This window comes from Massilia niastensis DSM 21313, assembly GCF_000382345.1.
GTDB lineage: Bacteria > Pseudomonadota > Gammaproteobacteria > Burkholderiales > Burkholderiaceae_D > Telluria > Telluria niastensis.
In genome coordinates this window covers 35,088-53,814 of the sequence record NZ_KB908079.1, presented here as the reverse complement: position 1 = coordinate 53,814, position 18,727 = coordinate 35,088, and the positions used below count along the sequence as shown (strand labels likewise).

At 69.6% G+C, this 18,727-nt stretch carries 15 protein-coding genes; 3 read left to right on the top strand and 12 right to left on the bottom strand.

The genetic code is table 11. The features are described 5' to 3' along the window. Positions 1-11: 11 nt before the first annotated feature. The 8 genes from H162_RS0103590 to wrbA form a co-directional block, all read right to left on the bottom strand. Positions 12-2,009, bottom strand: coding sequence for a methyl-accepting chemotaxis protein (locus tag H162_RS0103590; RefSeq protein ID WP_020652077.1), 1,998 nt, complete (start codon positions 2,007-2,009; stop codon positions 12-14). 144 nt (positions 2,010-2,153) lie between these two features. Further along, positions 2,154-3,974 (bottom strand): ABC transporter transmembrane domain-containing protein, encoded by a 1,821-nt coding sequence (locus tag H162_RS0103585; RefSeq protein WP_020652076.1) that lies wholly within the window; start codon positions 3,972-3,974, stop codon positions 2,154-2,156. Between the two features lie 25 nt (positions 3,975-3,999). Beyond that, positions 4,000-5,049: a lipocalin-like domain-containing protein gene (locus tag H162_RS0103580; RefSeq protein WP_040786368.1), complete on the bottom strand. Its 1,050-nt coding sequence runs from the start codon at positions 5,047-5,049 to the stop codon at positions 4,000-4,002. Between the two features lie 17 nt (positions 5,050-5,066). Further along, positions 5,067-7,616, bottom strand: coding sequence for an FtsX-like permease family protein (locus H162_RS0103575; RefSeq protein ID WP_020652074.1), 2,550 nt, complete (start codon positions 7,614-7,616; stop codon positions 5,067-5,069). After that, a complete protein-coding gene (locus tag H162_RS0103570; protein WP_020652073.1) occupies positions 7,604-8,038 on the bottom strand; it encodes a DUF4124 domain-containing protein in 435 nt (144 codons plus the stop codon). Before H162_RS0103570 ends, H162_RS0103575 begins: the two co-directional genes overlap by 13 nt. Positions 8,039-8,051: 13 nt before the next feature. Continuing rightward, positions 8,052-9,461, bottom strand: coding sequence for an FAD-binding oxidoreductase (locus H162_RS0103565; protein ID WP_020652072.1), 1,410 nt, complete (start codon positions 9,459-9,461; stop codon positions 8,052-8,054). After that, positions 9,454-9,852 carry a DUF2069 domain-containing protein gene (locus H162_RS0103560; RefSeq protein WP_020652071.1) on the bottom strand — a complete coding sequence of 133 codons (399 nt, stop codon included), beginning with the start codon at positions 9,850-9,852 and terminating at the stop codon, positions 9,454-9,456. The genes H162_RS0103565 and H162_RS0103560 overlap by 8 nt, the downstream gene beginning before the upstream one ends. Then, a complete protein-coding gene (wrbA, locus tag H162_RS0103555; protein WP_020652070.1) occupies positions 9,839-10,462 on the bottom strand; it encodes an NAD(P)H:quinone oxidoreductase in 624 nt (207 codons plus the stop codon). The genes H162_RS0103560 and wrbA overlap by 14 nt, the downstream gene beginning before the upstream one ends. 108 nt (positions 10,463-10,570) lie before the next feature. On the opposite strand from wrbA, the gene H162_RS0103550 reads away from it, so the two are divergent. After that, positions 10,571-11,932 carry a YihY family inner membrane protein gene (locus H162_RS0103550; RefSeq protein ID WP_020652069.1) on the top strand — a complete coding sequence of 454 codons (1,362 nt, stop codon included), beginning with the start codon at positions 10,571-10,573 and terminating at the stop codon, positions 11,930-11,932. Here H162_RS0103550 and H162_RS0103545 read toward each other — a convergent pair. From H162_RS0103545 to H162_RS0103535, 3 genes are read right to left on the bottom strand one after another with little or no spacing between them, the layout of a single operon-like run. Further along, complete coding sequence (locus tag H162_RS0103545) at positions 11,922-12,227, bottom strand: Mpo1-like protein (RefSeq protein ID WP_020652068.1); 306 nt, start codon at positions 12,225-12,227, stop codon at positions 11,922-11,924. The two genes, H162_RS0103550 and H162_RS0103545, sit on opposite strands and share 11 nt — an antisense overlap. After that, positions 12,224-13,054, bottom strand: coding sequence for an alpha/beta fold hydrolase (locus tag H162_RS0103540; protein ID WP_020652067.1), 831 nt, complete (start codon positions 13,052-13,054; stop codon positions 12,224-12,226). The genes H162_RS0103545 and H162_RS0103540 overlap by 4 nt, the downstream gene beginning before the upstream one ends. 1 nt (position 13,055) lies before the next feature. After that, positions 13,056-14,366, bottom strand: coding sequence for an O-acetylhomoserine aminocarboxypropyltransferase (locus H162_RS0103535; protein WP_020652066.1), 1,311 nt, complete (start codon positions 14,364-14,366; stop codon positions 13,056-13,058). A gap of 184 nt (positions 14,367-14,550) precedes the next feature. On the opposite strand from H162_RS0103535, the gene H162_RS0103530 reads away from it, so the two are divergent. Beyond that, on the top strand, positions 14,551-15,000 hold the full coding sequence (locus tag H162_RS0103530) for a CBS domain-containing protein (protein WP_026354183.1): 450 nt from the start codon (positions 14,551-14,553) through the stop codon (positions 14,998-15,000). A gap of 136 nt (positions 15,001-15,136) precedes the next feature. Here the strand turns inward: H162_RS0103530 and H162_RS0103525 are convergent, their stop codons facing one another. Beyond that, complete coding sequence (locus H162_RS0103525; RefSeq protein WP_026354182.1) at positions 15,137-17,410, bottom strand: GGDEF/EAL domain-containing response regulator; 2,274 nt, start codon at positions 17,408-17,410, stop codon at positions 15,137-15,139. Positions 17,411-17,614: 204 nt separating this feature from the next. Between H162_RS0103525 and aroC the strand changes: the two genes are divergently transcribed. Further along, positions 17,615-18,709, top strand: a complete 1,095-nt coding sequence (gene aroC / locus H162_RS0103520; protein ID WP_020652063.1) for a chorismate synthase — start codon at positions 17,615-17,617, stop codon at positions 18,707-18,709. Positions 18,710-18,727: the final 18 nt, after the last annotated feature.

The following is an 18,727-nucleotide window of genomic DNA, read 5'->3' as shown; positions in this document are numbered from 1 at the left end:
ACCCGCCGACCCTACCGGGAAAGGGCCGGCATGGCGTCGTTGCCGGCCAGACGGAAGCGGCGCACCGCGCGCGCCAGCGAATCGGCCTGCTCGCTCATGGCCTGGGCGGCGGCGCTGGCCTGCTCGACCAGGGCGGCATTCTGCCGGGTCGTGCCGTCCATGGCGAGGATCGAGCGGTTCGCTTCCTCGATGCCGCGGGTCTGGTCCTGGCTGGCGGCGCTGATCTCGGCCATGATGTCGGTGACGCGCCCCACGCTGGCCAGCACCTCGTTCATCGTGACGCCGGCTTCGGCCACCAGGCGGCTGCCCGCCGCGACTTCGCCGTTCGAGGCCTCGATCAGTCCCTTGATCTCCCTGGCGGCGGCCGCGCAGCGCTGCGCCAGGCTGCGCACTTCATTGGCGACGACGGCGAAGCCGCGCCCCTGTTCGCCGGCGCGCGCCGCTTCGACGGCGGCGTTCAGCGCCAGGATATTGGTCTGGAACGCGATCCCGTCGATCACGCCGGTGATGTCCGAGATCTTGCGCGAGGCCTGGTTGATCGAATCCATGCGCTCGACCACCTGGGCCACGGTGCTGCCGCCTTTCTGGGCCACCTGCGAGGCGCTCAGCGCCAGCTGGTTGGCCTGGCGCGCGTTGTCGGCGTTCTGGCGCACGGTGCAGGTCAGCTGGTCCATCGACGAGGCGGTGCTGGCCAGGCTGGCGGCCTGCTGTTCGGTGCGGCCGCACAGGTCGAGGTTGCCGGCCGAGATCTCCTGGGAGGCATGGGCGATCTGCTCGGCGCCTTCGCGCACGCTGCCCACCACGCTGGAGAGGCGCGCGCCGATCGCATTGATGGCGCCGGTCAGGCGGCCGATCTCGTCGCGGCGGCTGGTCTCGACCTGGGCGCTCAGGTCGCCCTCGGCGATGCGCATCGCGACGTCGCGCACCTCGGCCAGCGGCGCCGACACGCTGCGGCGCACCACGAGGTGCACCACGCCGGACAGCAGGGCCAGGGCGCCCAGGCCCAGCAGGATGAAGCGCTTGCGCAGCGCGCCGGCGGCGGCGGTGATCTCGTCGCGGTAGGTGCCGCCGGCGATCACCCAGTTCCACTCCTTGACCTCGGCGTAGGCCACGAACTTCTGGCGCGGGCTGGCTTCGTCCGGGTTCCGCCAGTCGTAGACGATGCTGCCGTTGCGCTTCGCGAGGATTTCCTTGATGAAGAAGCGGCCGTCGGCGTCGCGGCTGTCGAGGATGTTCCGGCCTTCCCTGGCGGGGTGCACGACCAGGTCGCCATGGTGCTTGCCCGGGGCCGCGTCCAGCACATAGAAGTAGCCGGTCTCGCCGACCTTGATCGCGCGGATGCGCTCCTTCAGGCTGGCCAGGTCCTTCGAGATGTCGACCCCGACGTACAGCGCGCCGACCAGCTTGCCGGCGGCGTCGCGCGCCGGTTCGTACTGGGTGACGTACTGCTTGCCGAACAGGGTCGCCAGGCCGATATACGTGCGGCCCGCGCGCAGCGCCGCGTAGGCCGGGCTGGCGCGGTCGAGGACCGTGCCGACGGCGCGCGCGCCGTCTTCCTTCTTCACCGAGGTGCTGATGCGCACGAATTCCTCGCCGGCCAGGGCGAAGATGGTGGCGTTGCCGCCGGTTTGTTCGGTGAAGGCGTCGGGCGCGCTGAAGTCCAGGTTCAGCTTGTTCCCGTCGAGCTTGAGGGCGGGCACTTGCCGGCCGCCGATCTCGCTGGACGCCTCGGGATCGAGTTCGAGGCTGCCCGGCAGGCCGGCGCGGAAGATGTGGCCGAAGCTTACGGCCTGGCCGCTGACGGTCTTGTTGAACAGTTGCACGGTGCCCGCCACGCCTTTCAGCTCGTTCTCCACGCTCTGCCGGGCGCGCTGCTCCAGCATCGTCGAGGTGGAGAGGGTGATGGCGGCCACCAGCACCGCGATGACGGCGCTCGCCAGCGCGAAGGTGATGGCGCTGATGCGCGTGCCGACGCTCCAGTTGGCGGGGTGGAAACTACTGTGTTTCATGGGACGATGGGATCGGGGGAGGTGATCCCATCATACCGTGCGAAGTTTTTTCAGGGCAACAAAGACTGCCCTGCGGGCATCAATTTGTGTCTGGATGCAACACGATAATTAACAGACAGCTGACGCTTCGACAAGCTCCCGGGCTCAGGCCGCGGCGTGCGCGTGCGCCTGGAACTGCAGGGCGGCCAGGTTGGCGTACACGCCGCCCAGGGCCACCAGTTCGGCATGGGTGCCGGCTTCCACGATCCGGCCTTCGTCCAGCACCACGATGCGGTTGGCGCGCTGCACCGTCGCCAGGCGGTGCGCGATGATGATCGTGGTGCGGCCGACCATGGCCGCCTCCAGCGCGCGCTGGACCAGGCGCTCGGACTCGGCGTCGAGAGCGCTGGTGGCTTCGTCCAGCAGCAGCACCGGCGGGTTCTTCAGCAGCGCGCGGGCGATCGCGATGCGCTGGCGCTGGCCGCCCGACAGGCGCACGCCGCGCTCCCCCAGGAAGGACTGGTAACCCTGCGGCAGGCGTTCGATGAATTCGTGGGCCGCGGCCATCCTGGCGGCGGCGTACACCTCGGCATCCAGGGCGTCCGGACGGCCGTAGCGGATGTTCTCGAGCGCGTCGGCCGAGAAGATCACCGTGTCCTGGGGCACGATGCCGATCGCGTTGCGCAGGGCGTGCAGGTCGAGGTCGCGGATGTCGACGCCGTCGAGCAGGATGGCGCCGGCCTGCGGGTCGTAGAAGCGCAGCAGCAGCTGGAACAGGGTGGTCTTGCCGGCGCCGGACGGGCCGACCACGGCCACGGTCTCGCCGGGGCGGATGTCGAGCGCCAGGTGCGACAGCGCCGCCGATTCCGGGCGCGAGGGATACGAGAAGGTGACGTCCGCCAGGGTCACGCGGGCGCCGTTCGCGGTGCGCGCGGCCAGCGCCTTCGGATGGGCCGGGTTCTGGATGTCGGAGCGCGCCGCCAGCAGCTCCAGCAGGCGCTCGGTGGCGCCGGCCGCGCGCTGGGCGTCGCCCATCACTTCGGACAGCGCGCCGATCGAGCCGGCCACGATCGAGGCGTACAGGATGAACTGGCCGAGGTCGCCCCCGGTCATCTCGCCGCGCAGCACGGCGTGCGCGCCCAGCCACAGCACGAACACGATGGCGCCGAACACCAGCAGGATCGCCATCATGGTCAGCGCGGCGCGCGCGCGGGTGCGCCGGATCGCGGTGTGGAAGGCTTCGTCGACCGAGGCGCCGAAGCGGCCGGCCTCGCGCCCCTCGTGGGTGAAGGCCTGCACGGTCGGCATCGCATTGAGGATCTCGCCGGCCAGCGCCGAGGCGTCGGCGATGCGGTCCTGGGAGTCGCGCGAGAGCTTGCGCACGCGCCGCCCGAACAGCACGATCGGCAGCACCACCAGCACCAGCAGGCCCAGGATGATCGAGGATAGCTTGGGACTGGTCACGAACAGCATCACCAGGCCGCCCAGGAACAGCAGGGTGTTGCGCAGCGCCAGCGAGATGCTGGTGCCGACCACGGTCTGGATCAGGGTGGTGTCGGTGGTCAGGCGCGACAGCACCTCGCCGGTGCGGGTGGTCTCGAAAAACTCGGGGCTCTGGTGGACCACGTGGCGGTAGACCGCGCTGCGGATGTCGGCGGTGACGCGCTCGCCCAGCCAGGAGACGGTGAAGAAGCGCGCCGCGGTGGCGATCGCCAGCACGGCGGCCACGCCGAACAGGGCCAGGAAGGTGGCGTCGACGTGCTGGATGCTCTGGCCGCCGGCCGAGGCGCCGAAGCCATGGTCGATCATCTGCTTGAACGCGGCCGGAATCGCGAGCGTGGCGCCGGCGGCGAACAGCAGCGCGATGCCGGCCAGGATGAACTGGCGGCGGTAGGGTTTCAGGAAGGGGACCAGGCCCTTGAGGGTGGCCAGGCTGCCTTTGCGGGAGGTCTCGGTGTCGGTGCTGCTGGTGGAACGCTTGGTCATCGTGTCGCTTGTTGTTCTCGTCAAATCATAGCTTCATCGGCTGCACGTAGCCGGTCATTTCCAGGTAGCCGCGTCCGACGCGCTTGCCGTCGCGCTCGACCGTCACCGCGCCTTCCCAGTAGACCGCGCCGGTCGAACGGCGCGAATCGAGTTCCTGGTCCGGCTGCAGGGGAAGGATACGCCAGCGCAGCGCGCCGGTGGAGACTTCCGTGCCGACCGGGTATTCGGCCTGGGTGCGCGGCGACTTCCAGCGTGTCTGCGGAGTGAAACTGACCTGCTCCGGCGCGTAGCGCGTCACCTTCCCCGACGCGTCGCGCACCGTTGCGTGCGCCCATAGTTTACCACCTCGCTTGCCGCGTATCTGGAAAGCCATCAGGGCGCCGCCGCCGTCGAGGTTGGCGCCGATCCAGTCCCAGCCCGCCGCCTCCGGCTGCAGGGGCTCGCTCGACCACTCGTGGTCGAGCCAGGCGCTGCCTTTCACGGCCACCGGCGCCATGCCGGAGCGGCCCACGCTGCCGCTGACTTCGAGCTGCGGCTCGCTGTAGTAATAGCTGGCGTGCCGCGGGCTCGGGCCCTTGCGCGAATAGCCGCCGTCGCCCTGCACCAGCACCGGCTGGGTCGGGCGCAGGCGCAGCTCGAGCGTCACTTCGTTCGAGCGGATCGTGACCCGGTAGCTGCCGTTCGGCTCGCGCACCATGCGCCAGTCGTCCAGCTTGATGTCGGTGTTGCCGGGCCGGGCCCAGGCCAGGCCGAAGCCTTCGCGCGCGCTGCGCTGGTCGTGCACCAGGCGCCCGACCGCCGGATCCGACAGCGCCGCATGGCCGATCACCAGCTGGCGCGGGGCGAAGTGGCTGGGATTGTTCGGGTCGTGTTCGGTGCGGCTGCGGAAGAAGGTCACCTGGAAGCCGAGCGGCTTGCGGTCCGGCGTCTCGACCCAGCCGGTGGCATACCACCACTCGGTGCGGAATTCCGGATGGGCGCCGTAGTCGCGCGGGAAGGACAGGTTCGAGCCCGGGACCACCGGCGCGAAATCGGGCGGGACAGCGTGGGCCAGTTGGGCCAGCAGCACGAGCATGACGACGATGAGACGCTTCACCAGTCCTCCCTCACTGCGCGCACCGGTCCCTGGGACAGCGCATGGCGGCCCGAGACCAGGGCCGTGGCCACCGAGGCCGCCACCAGCACGGCCGCCACGCCGCCCAGCAGCGGCCAGGGCAGGTGCAGCTGCATGCTCCAGTGGAAGGACTGCGGGTTGACCACGTAGACCAGGATCAGGCTGATCACCAGCCCGAGCGCGAACCCGCAGGCCACGCCCAGCGAGGTCAGGAGCCCGCCCTCGAAGGCCAGGATCCCGAGCACCTGGCCGCGCGTGACGCCGACATGGCGCAGCATCCCGAACTCGCGCGAGCGCGCCAGGGTCTGGGCCGAGAAGCTGGCCGCCACCCCGGACAGGCCGATCGCGATCGCGATCGCCTCCAGCAGGTAGGTGACGGCGAAGCTGCGGTCGAAGATCTTCAGGCTGGCTGCGCGGATGTCGCCGGGACGCATGATCTGCAGCGCGGGACCGAAGGGCAGGGCGCGGACGGCGTGTTCGAGCCGTTCGACGTCGCCTGCGCGCGCGCTCCACAGGGCGGCGTCGGTCACCGCGCCCTCCCGGGTGAGCGCGCGGTAGTCGGACAGGCGGACCACGACCGAACCGGACTGGTTGGCGTAGTCGCGCCACACGCCGGCGACGAAGAAGGGCGCCTGCGCACCGCCCAGCGGCAGCGGCAGGGGCGCGCCGACCCGTACGCCGTACAGGTCGAGCATCGCCTCCGAGACCCAGGCCGGGCGCGCGCCTTCGGGCACCGGCGCGGCCTTGCCGACCAGGTACAGCAGGCGTCCCGCGTCGCGCGCATCGATGTCGCGCGCGATCACCACCACCGGCGGGCGGTCGGCCGCCAGCGCCACCCGGTGGGTGCGCAGGAACTGGATCTGCGCCACGCCGGGCGCCGCGGCCAGCGCGGCCTGCTGGCCAGGGGTGAGGAAGCCGGTGTTGCCGCCTTCAGCGGTGCGTACGTACAGGTCGGCCGGCAGGATGTGGCCCATCCAGTCGTCCACCGAGACCCGGAAGCTGGCCACCATGATGCCCATCGCGACCATCAGGCTGAAGCTGGCCAGCACGCCGCCGAGCGCGATCGAGGCCTGGCCCGGGGCGTTCGCCAGGCGCGCCAGCGACAGCGCCAGGACCGGCGGCCGGCGCCGCAGGCGCAATACCAGGGCTTCGATGGCGCGGAAGGACAGGGCGGCGAAGCGCGGCATCAGGCCGATGCCGCCGACCAGCAGCAGGGCGATCGCGCAATAGCCGAACAGCGGCAGCTCGAACACCGGCGGGGCGAAGGCGAAGACGGCGGCCAGCAGCAGGCAGGCCAGCGAGGGCCAGATGCGCGCCAGGCGCGCCAGCGCGCCCTCGTCGGCGCCCGACTTGATCGCCACCGCCGGGCGGGCGCGCGCCGCCTCCAGCGCCGGCACCAGGCAGCCGAGCAAGGCCACGCCCAGGCCGAGCGCGAAGAAGACGAAGGCGGCGAGCGGCGTGAAGCGGACCTGCGGCCGGATGCCGGGGAAGTAGCCGGCGCCCAGGTCGCCGCCGAAGAAATGCAGGGCGGCGGCGGCCAGCCCGTAGCCGCCCGCCACGCCGAGCAGGGCGCCGGCCACGCCCAGGCTGCCGCCTTCGAGCAGTACCTGGCGCAGCAGCTGGCCGCGCTCCAGGCCCAGGACGCGCAGCAGCGCGAACTGGCTGCGCCGGCGGATCACCGACAGCGCCTGGGTCGAGAACACCAGGAAGGCGCCGGTGAACAGGGCCACCAGGGCCAGCACCGTCAGGTTGACGCGGTAGGCGCGGCTCATGTTGTCGGTGCGGCTTTCCTGGTCCTCGTCGTTCGGCTGGCCGACCGTGAAGCGGCCGGGGAACGCGCGTTCGAGGGTCGCGGCCAGGCGCTGGCGGAAGGCGGCGCGGTCGACGCCGTCGCGCAGCTTGAGGTCGATGCGCGACAGCTGTCCCAGGCGCGCGAAGCGCCACTGGGCGGCGCCGATGTCCATCACGGCCAGGCGCTGGCCGGCGCGCGCGCGCTGCACCGGACCGGCCACCCGCAGCGCCACGTCCATGGTGCCGGCGCGCAGCAGCAGGCGCTCGCCTTTCCCGGCGCCGAGCCAGGCCTCGGCCGCCGGTGACAGGAACAGGGCGTCGTCGGCCAGCACGTCGATCGTGCGCCCTTCGTCCGGCACGCCGATCAGGTCGGGCGCGATGAAGCCGGCGCGGAAGGCGTCGATGCCGATGATGCGCAGCGATCCCTGTTTGCCGGGCACGCCGGCGGCGACTTCGAGGATGGGCGAGGCGACCGCGACCTCCGGGTCGGCGGCCAGGCGCGGATAGACGGCTTCGTCGAACAGGGGTTCGCGTCCGCTGACCTGGATGTCGGCCTGGCCGGACAGGCTCTTGACGGCGGCGGAGAATTCATTGAAGGCGGCGGCGTTGATGAGGTGGATGGCGAAGCCCATCGCGACCCCGACCGCGATGGCCAGCACCGCCACCAGTGCGCGCACCGGATGGGCGCGCCATTCGCCGAACAGCAGCCAGCGCGACAGGACCGTCAGGCCGGGCATTCCACCGCCAGCGCTTCGGCCTGGCGCCTCGCCTTGATGCGCGCCGCGCCCGCCTGCTCGCGCTCGCTGCGCGCCGCATCCTCCTCGGCCCACTTGCCCTGCAGGCGCAGCCTGGCGCAGCGGCGCGCCTGGGCGGCGGCATCGCGGCGCGCGCGCACCGATTCGCGCTCCTCGCGGTCGGACTGCGCGGCGCGCTGCTTGTCGAGTTCCAGCACGAGTTCGCGCTGGGCGGCCAGGCGCGCCAGTACCTCGGGGTCCGGGACCGGCGTGGCCTGGATCGCGAGTTCGGCGCCGCGCGCCGCATGCGCGCAGGGACGGTCGCCGTAGCTGGTGCGGCCGGCTTCGACGCATTTGTAGATGGTGCCGGCCACGGCCGCCTGGCACAGGGCGCAGGCGGTCAGCACGGACAGGTGTCGCAACATGTCGCTCTCCTGGTCAAAGTATCTTCCCAGGGTTCATGATGCCGAGCGGGTCCAGCGCGGCCTTGATGGCACGCATCATGTCCAGTTCGACCGCCGACTTGTAGCGCGCCAGCTCGTCGCGCTTGAGGGCGCCGATGCCGTGCTCGGCCGAGATCGAGCCGCCTTCCTGTGCGACGCTGTCGTGCACGATGCGGTTCACCGCCGCCTGGTTGGCCAGGAAGGCGTCGTGGCCGCTGCCGCCGGGCGGCGCCACGTTGTAGTGCAGGTTGCCGTCGCCCAGGTGGCCGAAGGTGACCAGCTGGCAGCCGGGAAAGGCGGCCAGCAGCGCCGCGTTGGTGCGGTCGAGGAAGTCGGGAATGCGCGACACCGGCAGCGAGATGTCGTGCTTGATGTTCTTGCCGGCCGCGGCCTGGGCCAGCGGGATGTGCTCGCGCAGTTGCCACAGGCCGAGGGTCTGCGCCACCGACGTCGCCACCACGGCGTCGAGCGCGATGTCGGCGTCGAGGGCGGCGCCGATCGCCGACTCCAGCAGCTGTTCCGCAAGCTCTTCCGATTCGTTGCTGGACAGCTCGACCAGCGCATACTGGGCGTGGCGCACCGGGAACGGGCGCGGCAGGTCGGGGAAATGGGTGGCCACCAGTTGCAGGCAGACCTCGGACATCAGCTCGAAGGCGGTCAGCACCGGGCCGCAGCGCTCTTCCAGCAAGCCGAGCAGCCGGAGCGCGTCGCGCGGCGATTCCAGGGCCACCAGGGCGGTCAGCGCGGCCTTCGGTTGCGGGTAGAGCTTGAGCACGGCCTTGGTGATGACGCCGAGCGTGCCCTCGGCGCCGATGAACAGCTCGCGCAAGGCATAGCCGGTGTTGTCCTTGCGCAGGGCGCGCAGGCCGTTCCAGACCTCGCCCCGGGCGGTGACGACTTCCAGCCCCAGGCACAGTTCGCGGGTATTGCCGTAGCGGAGCACCGCGGTGCCGCCGGCATTGGTCGCCAGGTTGCCGCCGATGGTGCAGCTGCCTTCGGCGGCCAGCGACAGCGGGAACAGCATGCCGGCCTCGAGCGCGGCCTGCTGGACGTCATACAGGATGCAGCCGGCTTCGACCGTCATGGTGCGGTTGGCGGGGTCGATGGCCAGCACCCGGTTCATGCGCCGCAGCGACAGCACGATGGCGGCCCCGCTGGCGTCCGGCACGCTGCCCAGCACCAGCCCGGTGCGCCCGCCCTGGGGCACGATCGGGGTGCGCGAGCCGGCGCAGGCGCGCACGACGGCGGCCACCTCGTCGGCATTGGCGGGGGAAACGACGGCGCGGGCGCGGCCGGTGAAGCGGCCGCGCCAGTCCGTGAGGAAAGGCGCCATCGCGGCCTGGTCGTCGAGGACGTGGCTGTCCCCGACGATGGCGCGGCAATGCGCCAGCAGCGCGTCAGTCATGCGGTACTTTGACCTTGTCCAGCAATTCCTTGGCCAGGCGCTGCGCTTCCTTCTTGTAGGGACGCAGGTAGAGCAGGGCGCAGGCGAAGTACACCAGCACCAGGCCCGCCTCGCCCATGGCCATCAGGCGCGAGGGTTCGGCCTGGTCGGCCCAGGCGCGCACCACGCCTTCGGCAAAATAGACCAGGATCATCATCGACGACCACTGCAGGGTGTACAGGTCGCGCTTGATCACGCCGCGCAGCGGCAGCAGCAGCGGCAGGGCCTTGAGCGCGAGCAGCCAACTGCCCGGATGTAGCGGAGCAATCACGACTTCCCAGGCAATCAGCCAGCCGATCAGCCAGATCAGGCTGGCGATGGCGCCGGCGTGGAAGATTTTAGCGGTATCCATCAGCGCGTCCATGCAGTTTGACTGCCGCCTCGGCGAGGCGGCGACCGAGCGCGACCGCCAGCGTGCGCTCGTCTTCGGTCACGGCGCGCTTGCCGTCCACGCCGGCCCAATGGGTCGCTCCGTAGGGGCTGCCGCCGCTGGCGGTATTCATCAGTTCCGGATGGGTGTAGGGCAGGCCCATCACCAGCATGCCGTGGTGCAGCAACGGTATCATCATCGACAGCAGGGTCGATTCCTGGCCGCCGTGCAGGCTGCCGGTGGAGGCGAACACCACCGCCGGCTTGCCCGACAGCGTGCCGTTGACCCAGTCGGTGGCGGTGCCGTCGAGGAAATACTTCATGGCCGACGCCATGTTGCCGAAGCGCGTAGGCGAACCCAGGGCCAGTCCGGCGCATTCGGCCAGGTCTTCCAGCTCGACGTAGGGAGCGCCGTCGCGCGGGATGCTGGGTTCGGTCGCCTCGGCCACGGTGGATACCGCCGGCACGGTGCGCAGGCGCGCCTCGGCGCCGGGCACCCCATCGATGCCCTGGGCAACCAGTTCAGCGAGCTTGCGTGTCGAGCCATGGCGCGAATAGTACAAAACGAGGATGATCAGATTGGTCGGGTTCATCGTTGGTATTATAGAGTGCTTTGCTGAAATGACATGCCCAAAAATGGGTCACGATCTACCTACATGCTCTCCAGAACCGTCAACCATCTGTCACGCTCCACCAGCGGTATGTTCAATGTCAGCGTCGACCGCATGCGCGGCCTCACCCTGGGCGAGGCGCGCGACCTGGTGCGCTTCGCACGGCGCCGCCTGACCGAGGAGAAACTGCCGCAGGTCGCCGGCAGCCTGACCTTCACCACCACCCTGGCCCTGGTGCCGGCGCTGACGATCGTCCTGGCCATTTTTACCACGTTTCCCGTGTTTGGTGAGTTGCGCACGGCCCTCGATACCTGGTTCGTGCAAACCCTGATGCCGAAGGCGATCGCCAACACCATCAGCGCCAATCTGACACAATTCGCGAGCAAGGCCAAGGGGCTGTCGGCGGTCGGCGCGGTGGCGTTGCTGTTCACCACGGCGATGATGATGGGCATGATCGAGCGCGCCTTCAACCGGATCTGGGGCGTGCGCCGGCCGCGCCCGCTGTCGCAGCGGGTGCTGGTCTACTGGGCGCTGGTGTCGCTGGGCCCGATCCTGTTCGGCCTGTCCCTGACCGCGACCTCGCAGCTGTTCACCGCCACCGGCGGCCTGGCCAAGTCCGCGCCGATGCTGGGCACCGTCTTCTATTCCCTGGTCTCGGTGGGCCTGACCACCGGCGCCTACACCCTGCTGTACATGGCGGTGCCGAACCGCCGGGTCGACTGGCGCGACGCGGTCTGGGGCGGCCTGGCCGCCGCGATCGCCTTCGAGATCGCCAAGCGCCTGTTCGCCCTGTTCATCCGCCAGTTCCCGACCTACGCCATCATCTATGGCGCGCTGGCGGCGCTGCCGCTGTTCCTGATCTGGATGTACGTGTCCTGGCTGATCACCCTGGTCGGCGCGGTGCTGGCCGCGGCGCTGCCGGTGGTCAAGTACGAACGCTGGTGGTACCAGCCGGTGCCGGGCGGGGCCTTCGTCGATGCGATGGCGGTGCTCAAGGTCTTGCACTGCAGCTCGCAGGTGACCGGCACCGCCCTGGTCTCGAGCGCGACGATCCGCGCCCATACCCGGATCGGCTACGACGAGATGACCATGCTGCTGGAAAAGATGGTCGCGGCCGGCTGGGTCGGCCGGGTGCACGATGAACTGGCCGCGCATGCGCGCTGGGGCCAGGGCGCGCGCGAGGGCGCCGACTGCTGGGTGCTGCTGGTGGATCCGGCCACCGTGCGGCTGGCCGATGTCTACCGCCTGTTCGTGTTCGACAGCGCCGGCGCCGAGGTGGTCAGGCGCGACGAGCCGGTGATCGACACCCCGCTCGCGCTGGACACGGCGTCGCTGGCGCGCCAGGTCGAGGGTGCGGTCGAGCAGGGCCTGGAGCAGACCCTGGCCGAGCATTTCGCCGGCCGGCAAGCGGGCGAGGAGGGCGGCGCGGCCGCCCGCGCCGTTACCAGCTGAGCTTGCCCGTCAGCATCTGCCAGTACATCACCCAGTCGGCCCGGAACGAATACAAGGGGTAGCCGAAGCTGGCCGGCCGGTTCTTCTCGAAGAAGAAATGGCCGATCCAGGCGCCGCCGTAGCCGCTGGCCAGGGCCACCAGCAGCCACCAGGGGTTCATGCTGTCGATATATTGCGCAATGCCGGCGATCGCCGACGAGGTGCCGATGAAGTGGGCGCGGCGGCAGCGCCGGTCCTCGTGCTGGCTCAGGTAATACGGATAGAACTCCGCGAAACTGGCATAGCGTGCGGTCATGGCGCGTCTCCTCGTTCCTGGAAGGTGGCGGTGGCGAAACCGGCCAGCGCGTCGAGCACCGCGTCCGGCGCTTCGGCCATCATGGAATGGCCCGCCGCCACGGTGACGATTCTGCCATGCCTGATCGTACTGGTCAGCAGTTTTGCGGAGCGCGGCGGGGTCATCATGTCCTTGCTGCCCAGGACGAACAGGGTCGGGCAGCTCACGGCGGCGGCGGCCGCCTCGCCATTCGCGTAGGCATTGCAGGCCGCGAAGTCGGTGTGGAACAGCTGTTCCGGATTGCGCTGCGACATGCGCTGCATCAGGCGGCGCGACACGCCCATCACCGAGAATCCCGGGCCGGCGCTGGACGGCCCGGGCGTCACCATCGCATGCGACCAGATGTTGACCATGTCGATCGCGCCTGCTTCGTCCGTGCGCGACGTTTCCAGCAGCGCGTCCGAGACCTTCATCGGGTAGGTCGTGCCGAGCAGGGCCAGGCCGGCGACGCGCCCGGGCGCGCGGTGGCTGGCTTCCAGCGCGATCAGCGAACCCATGCTGTGGCCGGCCAGGATCGCGCGCCGCACCCCGGCCGCGTCGAGCAGGGCCAGCAGCCAGTCGGCCAGCGCCCCCACGCTCGTCAGCGCGGCGCCGCCGCTGCGGCCGTGGCCGGGCAGGTCGGGCGCCAGCACCGCATGGCCGTGGTGGGCCAGGTAGCGGGACTGCAGCGCCCATACCGAGTGGTCGTTCTGGGCGCCATGGATGAAGACGATGGCCGGCAGGCTGGCGTCGAACGCCTTGCCGCCGCTGTAGCAATAGACCGGGGAGCCTTGGACGTCGAACTGCATCTCAGGCTCCCTTCCGGGCCAGTTTCAGGCCGCGCTTGAGGTCGTCGATCAGGTCGTCCGGGTCTTCCAGGCCGACCGACAGGCGCATCGTGCCCTCAAGGATGCCGCTGGCGGCCAGCTCGTCGGTGGGTACGCGGAAATGCGTGGTCGAGGCCGGGTGGATCACCAGCGACTTGGCGTCGCCGACGTTGGCCAGGTGCGAGAACACCTGCAGGCTGTCGGCGAAGCGGCGCCCGGCGGCGCGGTCGCCCTTCAGGTTGAAGGTGAACACGGCGCCGCAGCCGCGCGGCAGCAGCTTGCGCGCCAGCGCGTGGTCGGGGTGGCTCTCCAGTTCCGGATAGGAGACCGAATCGACGGCGGGGTGGGTCTGCAGGAATTCGACCACGCGCCGGGTATTCGCGACATGGCGCTCCATGCGCAGGCCGAGCGTCTCGATGCCCTGCAGGATGGCGAAGGCATTGTGCGGACTCATCGCCGCGCCGAAGTCGCGCAGGCCTTCGCGGCGGGCGCGCAGCGCGAAGGCGCCGACGGTCGATTCCTCGGCGAACACCATGCCGTGGAAGCCCTCGTAGGGTTCGCACAGTTCCGGGAAGCGGCCGCTGCGCTCGTGCGCGGCCTGCCAGTCGAAGCAGCCGCCGTCCACCAGCAGGCCGCCGATGGCGGTGCCGTGGCCGCACAGGAACTTGGTCGCCGAATGGAACAGCAGGTCGGCGCCGCGCTCGAACGGCTGTTGCAGGTAGGGGGTGGTGAAGGTGGCGTCCACCATCAGCGGCAGGTCGTGCCCGTGGGCCAGGGAGGCCAAGGTGGGGATGTCGAGCACGTCGAGGCCCGGGTTGCCGAGGGTCTCGCCGAACAGCAGCTTGGTGTTCGGGCGGATCGCGGCGCGCCAGGCGTCGATGTCGCGCGGATCGACGAAGCTGGTCTCGATGCCGAAGCGGCGCAGGGTGTAGGCCAGCAGGTTGTGCGAACCGCCGTACAATGCCCTGGAGGCGACGATGTGGGCGCCGGCGCCGGCGATGGTCGCCAGGCCCAGGTGCATCGCGGCCTGGCCGCTGGCGGTGGCGATGCCGGCCACGCCGCCCTCGAGCGCGGCGATGCGTTCTTCCAGCACCGCATTGGTCGGGTTCGAGATGCGCGAGTACACGTGGCCGGCGCGTTCCATGTTGAACAGGCTGGCCGCGTGGTCCGAATCGCGGAACGCGAACGAGGAGGTGAAGTGGATCGGCGTGGCGCGCGCGCCGGTGGCCGGGTCGGGCTCGCTGCCGGCGTGCAGGGCCAGGGTGTCGAAGCCGGGATAACGTGGACCGCTCATCGTTCAGGACTCTTCAGGAATGTCAATGGCCGGCATCGTAGCATTTATTTAATGTTGCGCAACATCTCCTGAAGATGATGTGGCGCAGTGCTGGATTTTTTAATGGGCATCGGCTACAGTCGGCGTTATGCGTTATACAAAAGTAATCCGAGGTAAGTCAACCAATCAAACCGGGGTGGACAACATGAAAGTCTCCGAAATCCTGCAGGTCAAGGGCGATATCCTGTACACCGTCACGCCCGACATGCCGCTGGTCGAAGCGGTAGCCACGATGGCGGAGCGCGACATCGGCTCGCTGGTGGTGATGGAATACGGCGACCTGGTCGGCATGCTGACCTTCCGCGAAGTGATCGGGGCCCTGCACGCCAACGGCGGCTCGGTCGGCGGCGGCACCGTGCGCAAGTACATGGACGACAGCCCGCTCACCGTCACCCCCGACACCGAAGTCAACGAAGTGCGCCGCATGATGCTCGACAAGCACGCGCGCTACCTGCCGGTGATGAACGCCAAGACCCTGCTGGGCGTGATCTCGTTCTACGACGTGGCGAAGGCGGTGCTGGAAGCGCAGAACTTCGAGAACCGCATGCTGAAGGCCTATATCCGCGACTGGCCGGTCGAACAGACCGCCGATTGACGGCAGGGTGGGCGGCTTTGCCGCCCACGCGGCGATCCTTATCGGCTCCGGTATCGGGCTCGATGATGGCGCCGCCAACCAGCAGCGCGTGGGCAGGAAACCTGCCCACTCTATTGATGGCTTCGCTTGGCCGGGTTCAGGCCGCGCGCGTCAGCGCCTGCTTGCCCAGCCATTCGAGCAGGGCTTCCGGCGCCAGCGGACGCGAGAACAGGTAGCCCTGGGCCAGCGGGCAGCCGAGCGCGCGCAGGATCTGGGCCTGGCGCTCGTCCTCCACGCCTTCGGCGATCACCGACAGGCCCAGGTTGCGTCCCAGTTGCACCACCATCTCGGCGATGCTGCTGCCGCGTGCCGAACCCGTGATCTCGGTCACGAAGGCGCGGTCGATCTTGAGGCGGTCGACCTGCAGGCGCTGCAGGTGCGACAGCGAGGAGAAGCCGGTGCCGAAGTCGTCGATCGCGATCGACACCCCGGTGCGCTTGACCTGGGCCAGCTTTTCCACCAGCAGCGAAGGTTCTTCCATCGCCATCGATTCCGTGATTTCCAGCTCGACGAACTCGGGCGGCGCCCTGGTGTCGTCCAGTGCGCGGCGCAGCATGTCGAGGAAGTGCGGATGGCGGAACTGGACCTGCGAGACGTTCACCGACATCGTGAATTCGCGGTGGCCGGCCTGGCGCAGGCGCATCAGCTCGGCGCAGGCCTGGCGCAGCACCCATTCGCCGATATCGACGATCAGGCCGGAATACTCGGCGATCGGGATGAAGCGGTCGGGCGGCACCAGGCGGCCGTCCTCGGTGCGCCAGCGCAGCAGCGCCTCGGCGCCGAAGGCGCGGTTGCTGGCCAGGTCGACCTGCGGCTGGTAGGCCAGGAACAGTTCGCCGCGCCGGAAGCCGCCGCGCAGCGCGTGCATCATGCGCACCCGTTCGCGAATCTCGACACCCATGCTGCGCGAGAAATAGAAGTGGCCGGCGCGCTGCTGCGACTTGGCGCGCTTGAGGGCGATGTCGGCGTCCTTCAGGGCGTCGGCGCCGCAGCCGTCGTGCTCGGACAGGCGCACCAGGCCGAGGGTGGCCGAGACCTGCACGTCCTGGCCGTCGATCTGGAACGGCTCGTGGAACAGCGCCTGGAGCGGGCCCGGCTGGATCGCGCCGGCATCGCCCAGCACGCAGAAGATGTCGCCGCCGATGCGCGCCAGGTCCAGCTGCGGGTCGAGGCGCGACTTCAGGCGGCGCGCCACCGCGACCAGCAGCAGGTCGCCGAAGTGGTGGCCGAGGGCGTCGTTGGTCTCGGCGAAGTGGTCGAGGTCGACCAGGGCCAGGATGGCGTTGGCGCGCACGGGCGTGCACAGGGTGGCGTCGATCAGCTCGACCAGGCGGGTGCGGTTGGGCAGGCCGGTCAGCGGATCGTGGAAGGCCGCCTTGTTCAGGTGGGTGACCAGTTCCACGTTGTCGAGGCTGACCGCGACCATGCCGGCGAACACCTGCAGCAGGCGCTGGGTGGTGTCGCCGATCGGGCGGTCGAGCGGGATGCAGGCGACGAAGTCGCGCCCTGCCTTGCCGGCGAAGTACATGGCGAGCAGGTCGTCCTCGCCCAGGGTGCGGCGCGCGCGCAGGCAGCGTTCGGCGGCCTGGGCCAGGTGGGCGCCGCGCTGCGGGCCCAGTTCGCGGCCGTCGAGGTGGCGGCAGGCGCCGGCCGCGGCGACGGCGCGCAGCACCTCGTGGTGGGGCGCGGCAAGGGAGGTCTCGCGCACGCACAGCACGCCCTCGGGCGCCTGGCCGAGCAGTCCGGCCACCTGCGCCAGGATGCCCAGCGCGACGTCGCGCACGCCGTGCAGCGCCATCAGCTCGGCGCCGGCCGCGACGATGCGCTCCAGGCCGAGGCGGTTCTCGTCCAGCGCGCGGATCTGCTGGTAGGAGCGGACCGCCGCCGCGACCGCCGTGTACAGCTTGGTGCGGGTCAGTTCGGACTTGGTGCGGTAGTCGTTGATGTCGTAGCCGCGGATCGCCTCCATTTCCGGCGCATAGCCGGGCTGGCCGGTGCGCAGGATGATGCGGACCTCATGCAGGCCGAGCTCCTCGCGGATGCGGCGCACCAGGTGCAGGCCGGCGTCGGCGCGCTCCATCACCACGTCCAGCAGGACCACCGCGATGTCGCGCTCGCGGCCGAGCAGGGCGAAGGCTTCCTCGGCCGAGTAGGCATGCAGGAATGCGAGCGGGCGGCCCTGCATCTCGACATTGCCGAGCGCGAAGGTCGTGGTCGAATGCACGTCGGCGTCGTCGTCCACCACCAGGATGCGCCAGGCCGCATCGCTCGCGGATGCGGACGCCTCGGCGGCCTCGTCGGCGAAGACAAGGTCGTCGTGGTTGTCGGTCACATCCGTGATGGCGCCTGAGGGCGTAATCGGTGCTGGCATGTGCTACGTCTCCAGGTTAGCTGGGCAATGGTAATCCCAGTATATATGGAATTGTAAAAAAGAAAGACCCCCAAACCAGCCTCCACGAAAAAATATATCCACACGGAAACATTTTTGCTACAGTCAGGAGTATATTGACAATCTCCGCTTGCCAGAGGGGCTGGTAGAATGGTAATTCGACCATCCATCAGATAAGCGAAGAACATGTCCGGTAATTCTTTTGGCAAGCTGTTTTCAGTAACCACATTCGGCGAGTCGCATGGCCCGGCCATCGGCTGCGTCATCGACGGCTGTCCTCCGGGCATGGCCCTGAGCGAAGCCGATATCCAGCCCGAACTCGACCGCCGCAAGCCCGGCACCTCGCGCCACGTGACACAGCGCCAGGAAGCCGACCGGGTGCAGATCCTGTCCGGCGTGTACGAGGGCGTCACCACCGGCACCCCGATCGCGCTTCTGATCCCCAACGAGGACCAGCGCAGCAAGGACTACGGCAACATCGCCGAGTCCTTCCGTCCCGGCCATGCCGACTATACCTACTGGCACAAGTACGGGGTGCGCGACCCGCGCGGCGGCGGCCGCTCGTCGGCGCGCCTGACCGCGCCCGTGGTGGGCGCCGGCGCCATTGCGAAAAAATGGCTGCGCGAGCGTTTCGGCACCGAGTTCATGGGCTGCATGAGCCAGCTGGGCGAGATCGAAGTGCCGTTCGAGTCGTGGGAACACGTGCACGCCAATCCCTTCTTCGCGGCCACCGCCGACGCGGCGCTGATCGCCCGCATGGAGACGGCGATGGACGAACTGCGCCGCGCCGGCGACTCGATCGGCGCGCGCATCGACGTGGTGGCGCGCAACGTGCCGGTCGGCCTGGGCCAGCCGATCTACGACAAGCTCGATGCCGACATCGCCTACGCGATGATGGGGATTAACGCGGTCAAGGGTGTCGAGATCGGCGCCGGCTTCGACGCGGTGTCGCAGAAAGGCTCGGAGCACGGCGACGAGCTGACCCCCGAAGGGTTTGTGGGCAACAACGCCGGCGGCGTGCTGGGCGGAATCTCGAGCGGGCAGGACATCACGGTCTCGATCGCGATCAAGCCGACTTCGTCGATCCGTACCCCGCGCCGCTCGATCGACAAGCAGGGCAATCCGGTGATGGTCGAGACCTTCGGTCGCCATGATCCCTGCGTCGGCATCCGGGCGACGCCGATCGCGGAAGCGATGCTGGCGCTGGTGCTGATGGATCATGCGCTGATGCACCGCGCGCAGTGCGGGGATGTGCGGGTCGGCACGCCGAAGCTGCGCTGACCTGCCGGGTGGGCGGCG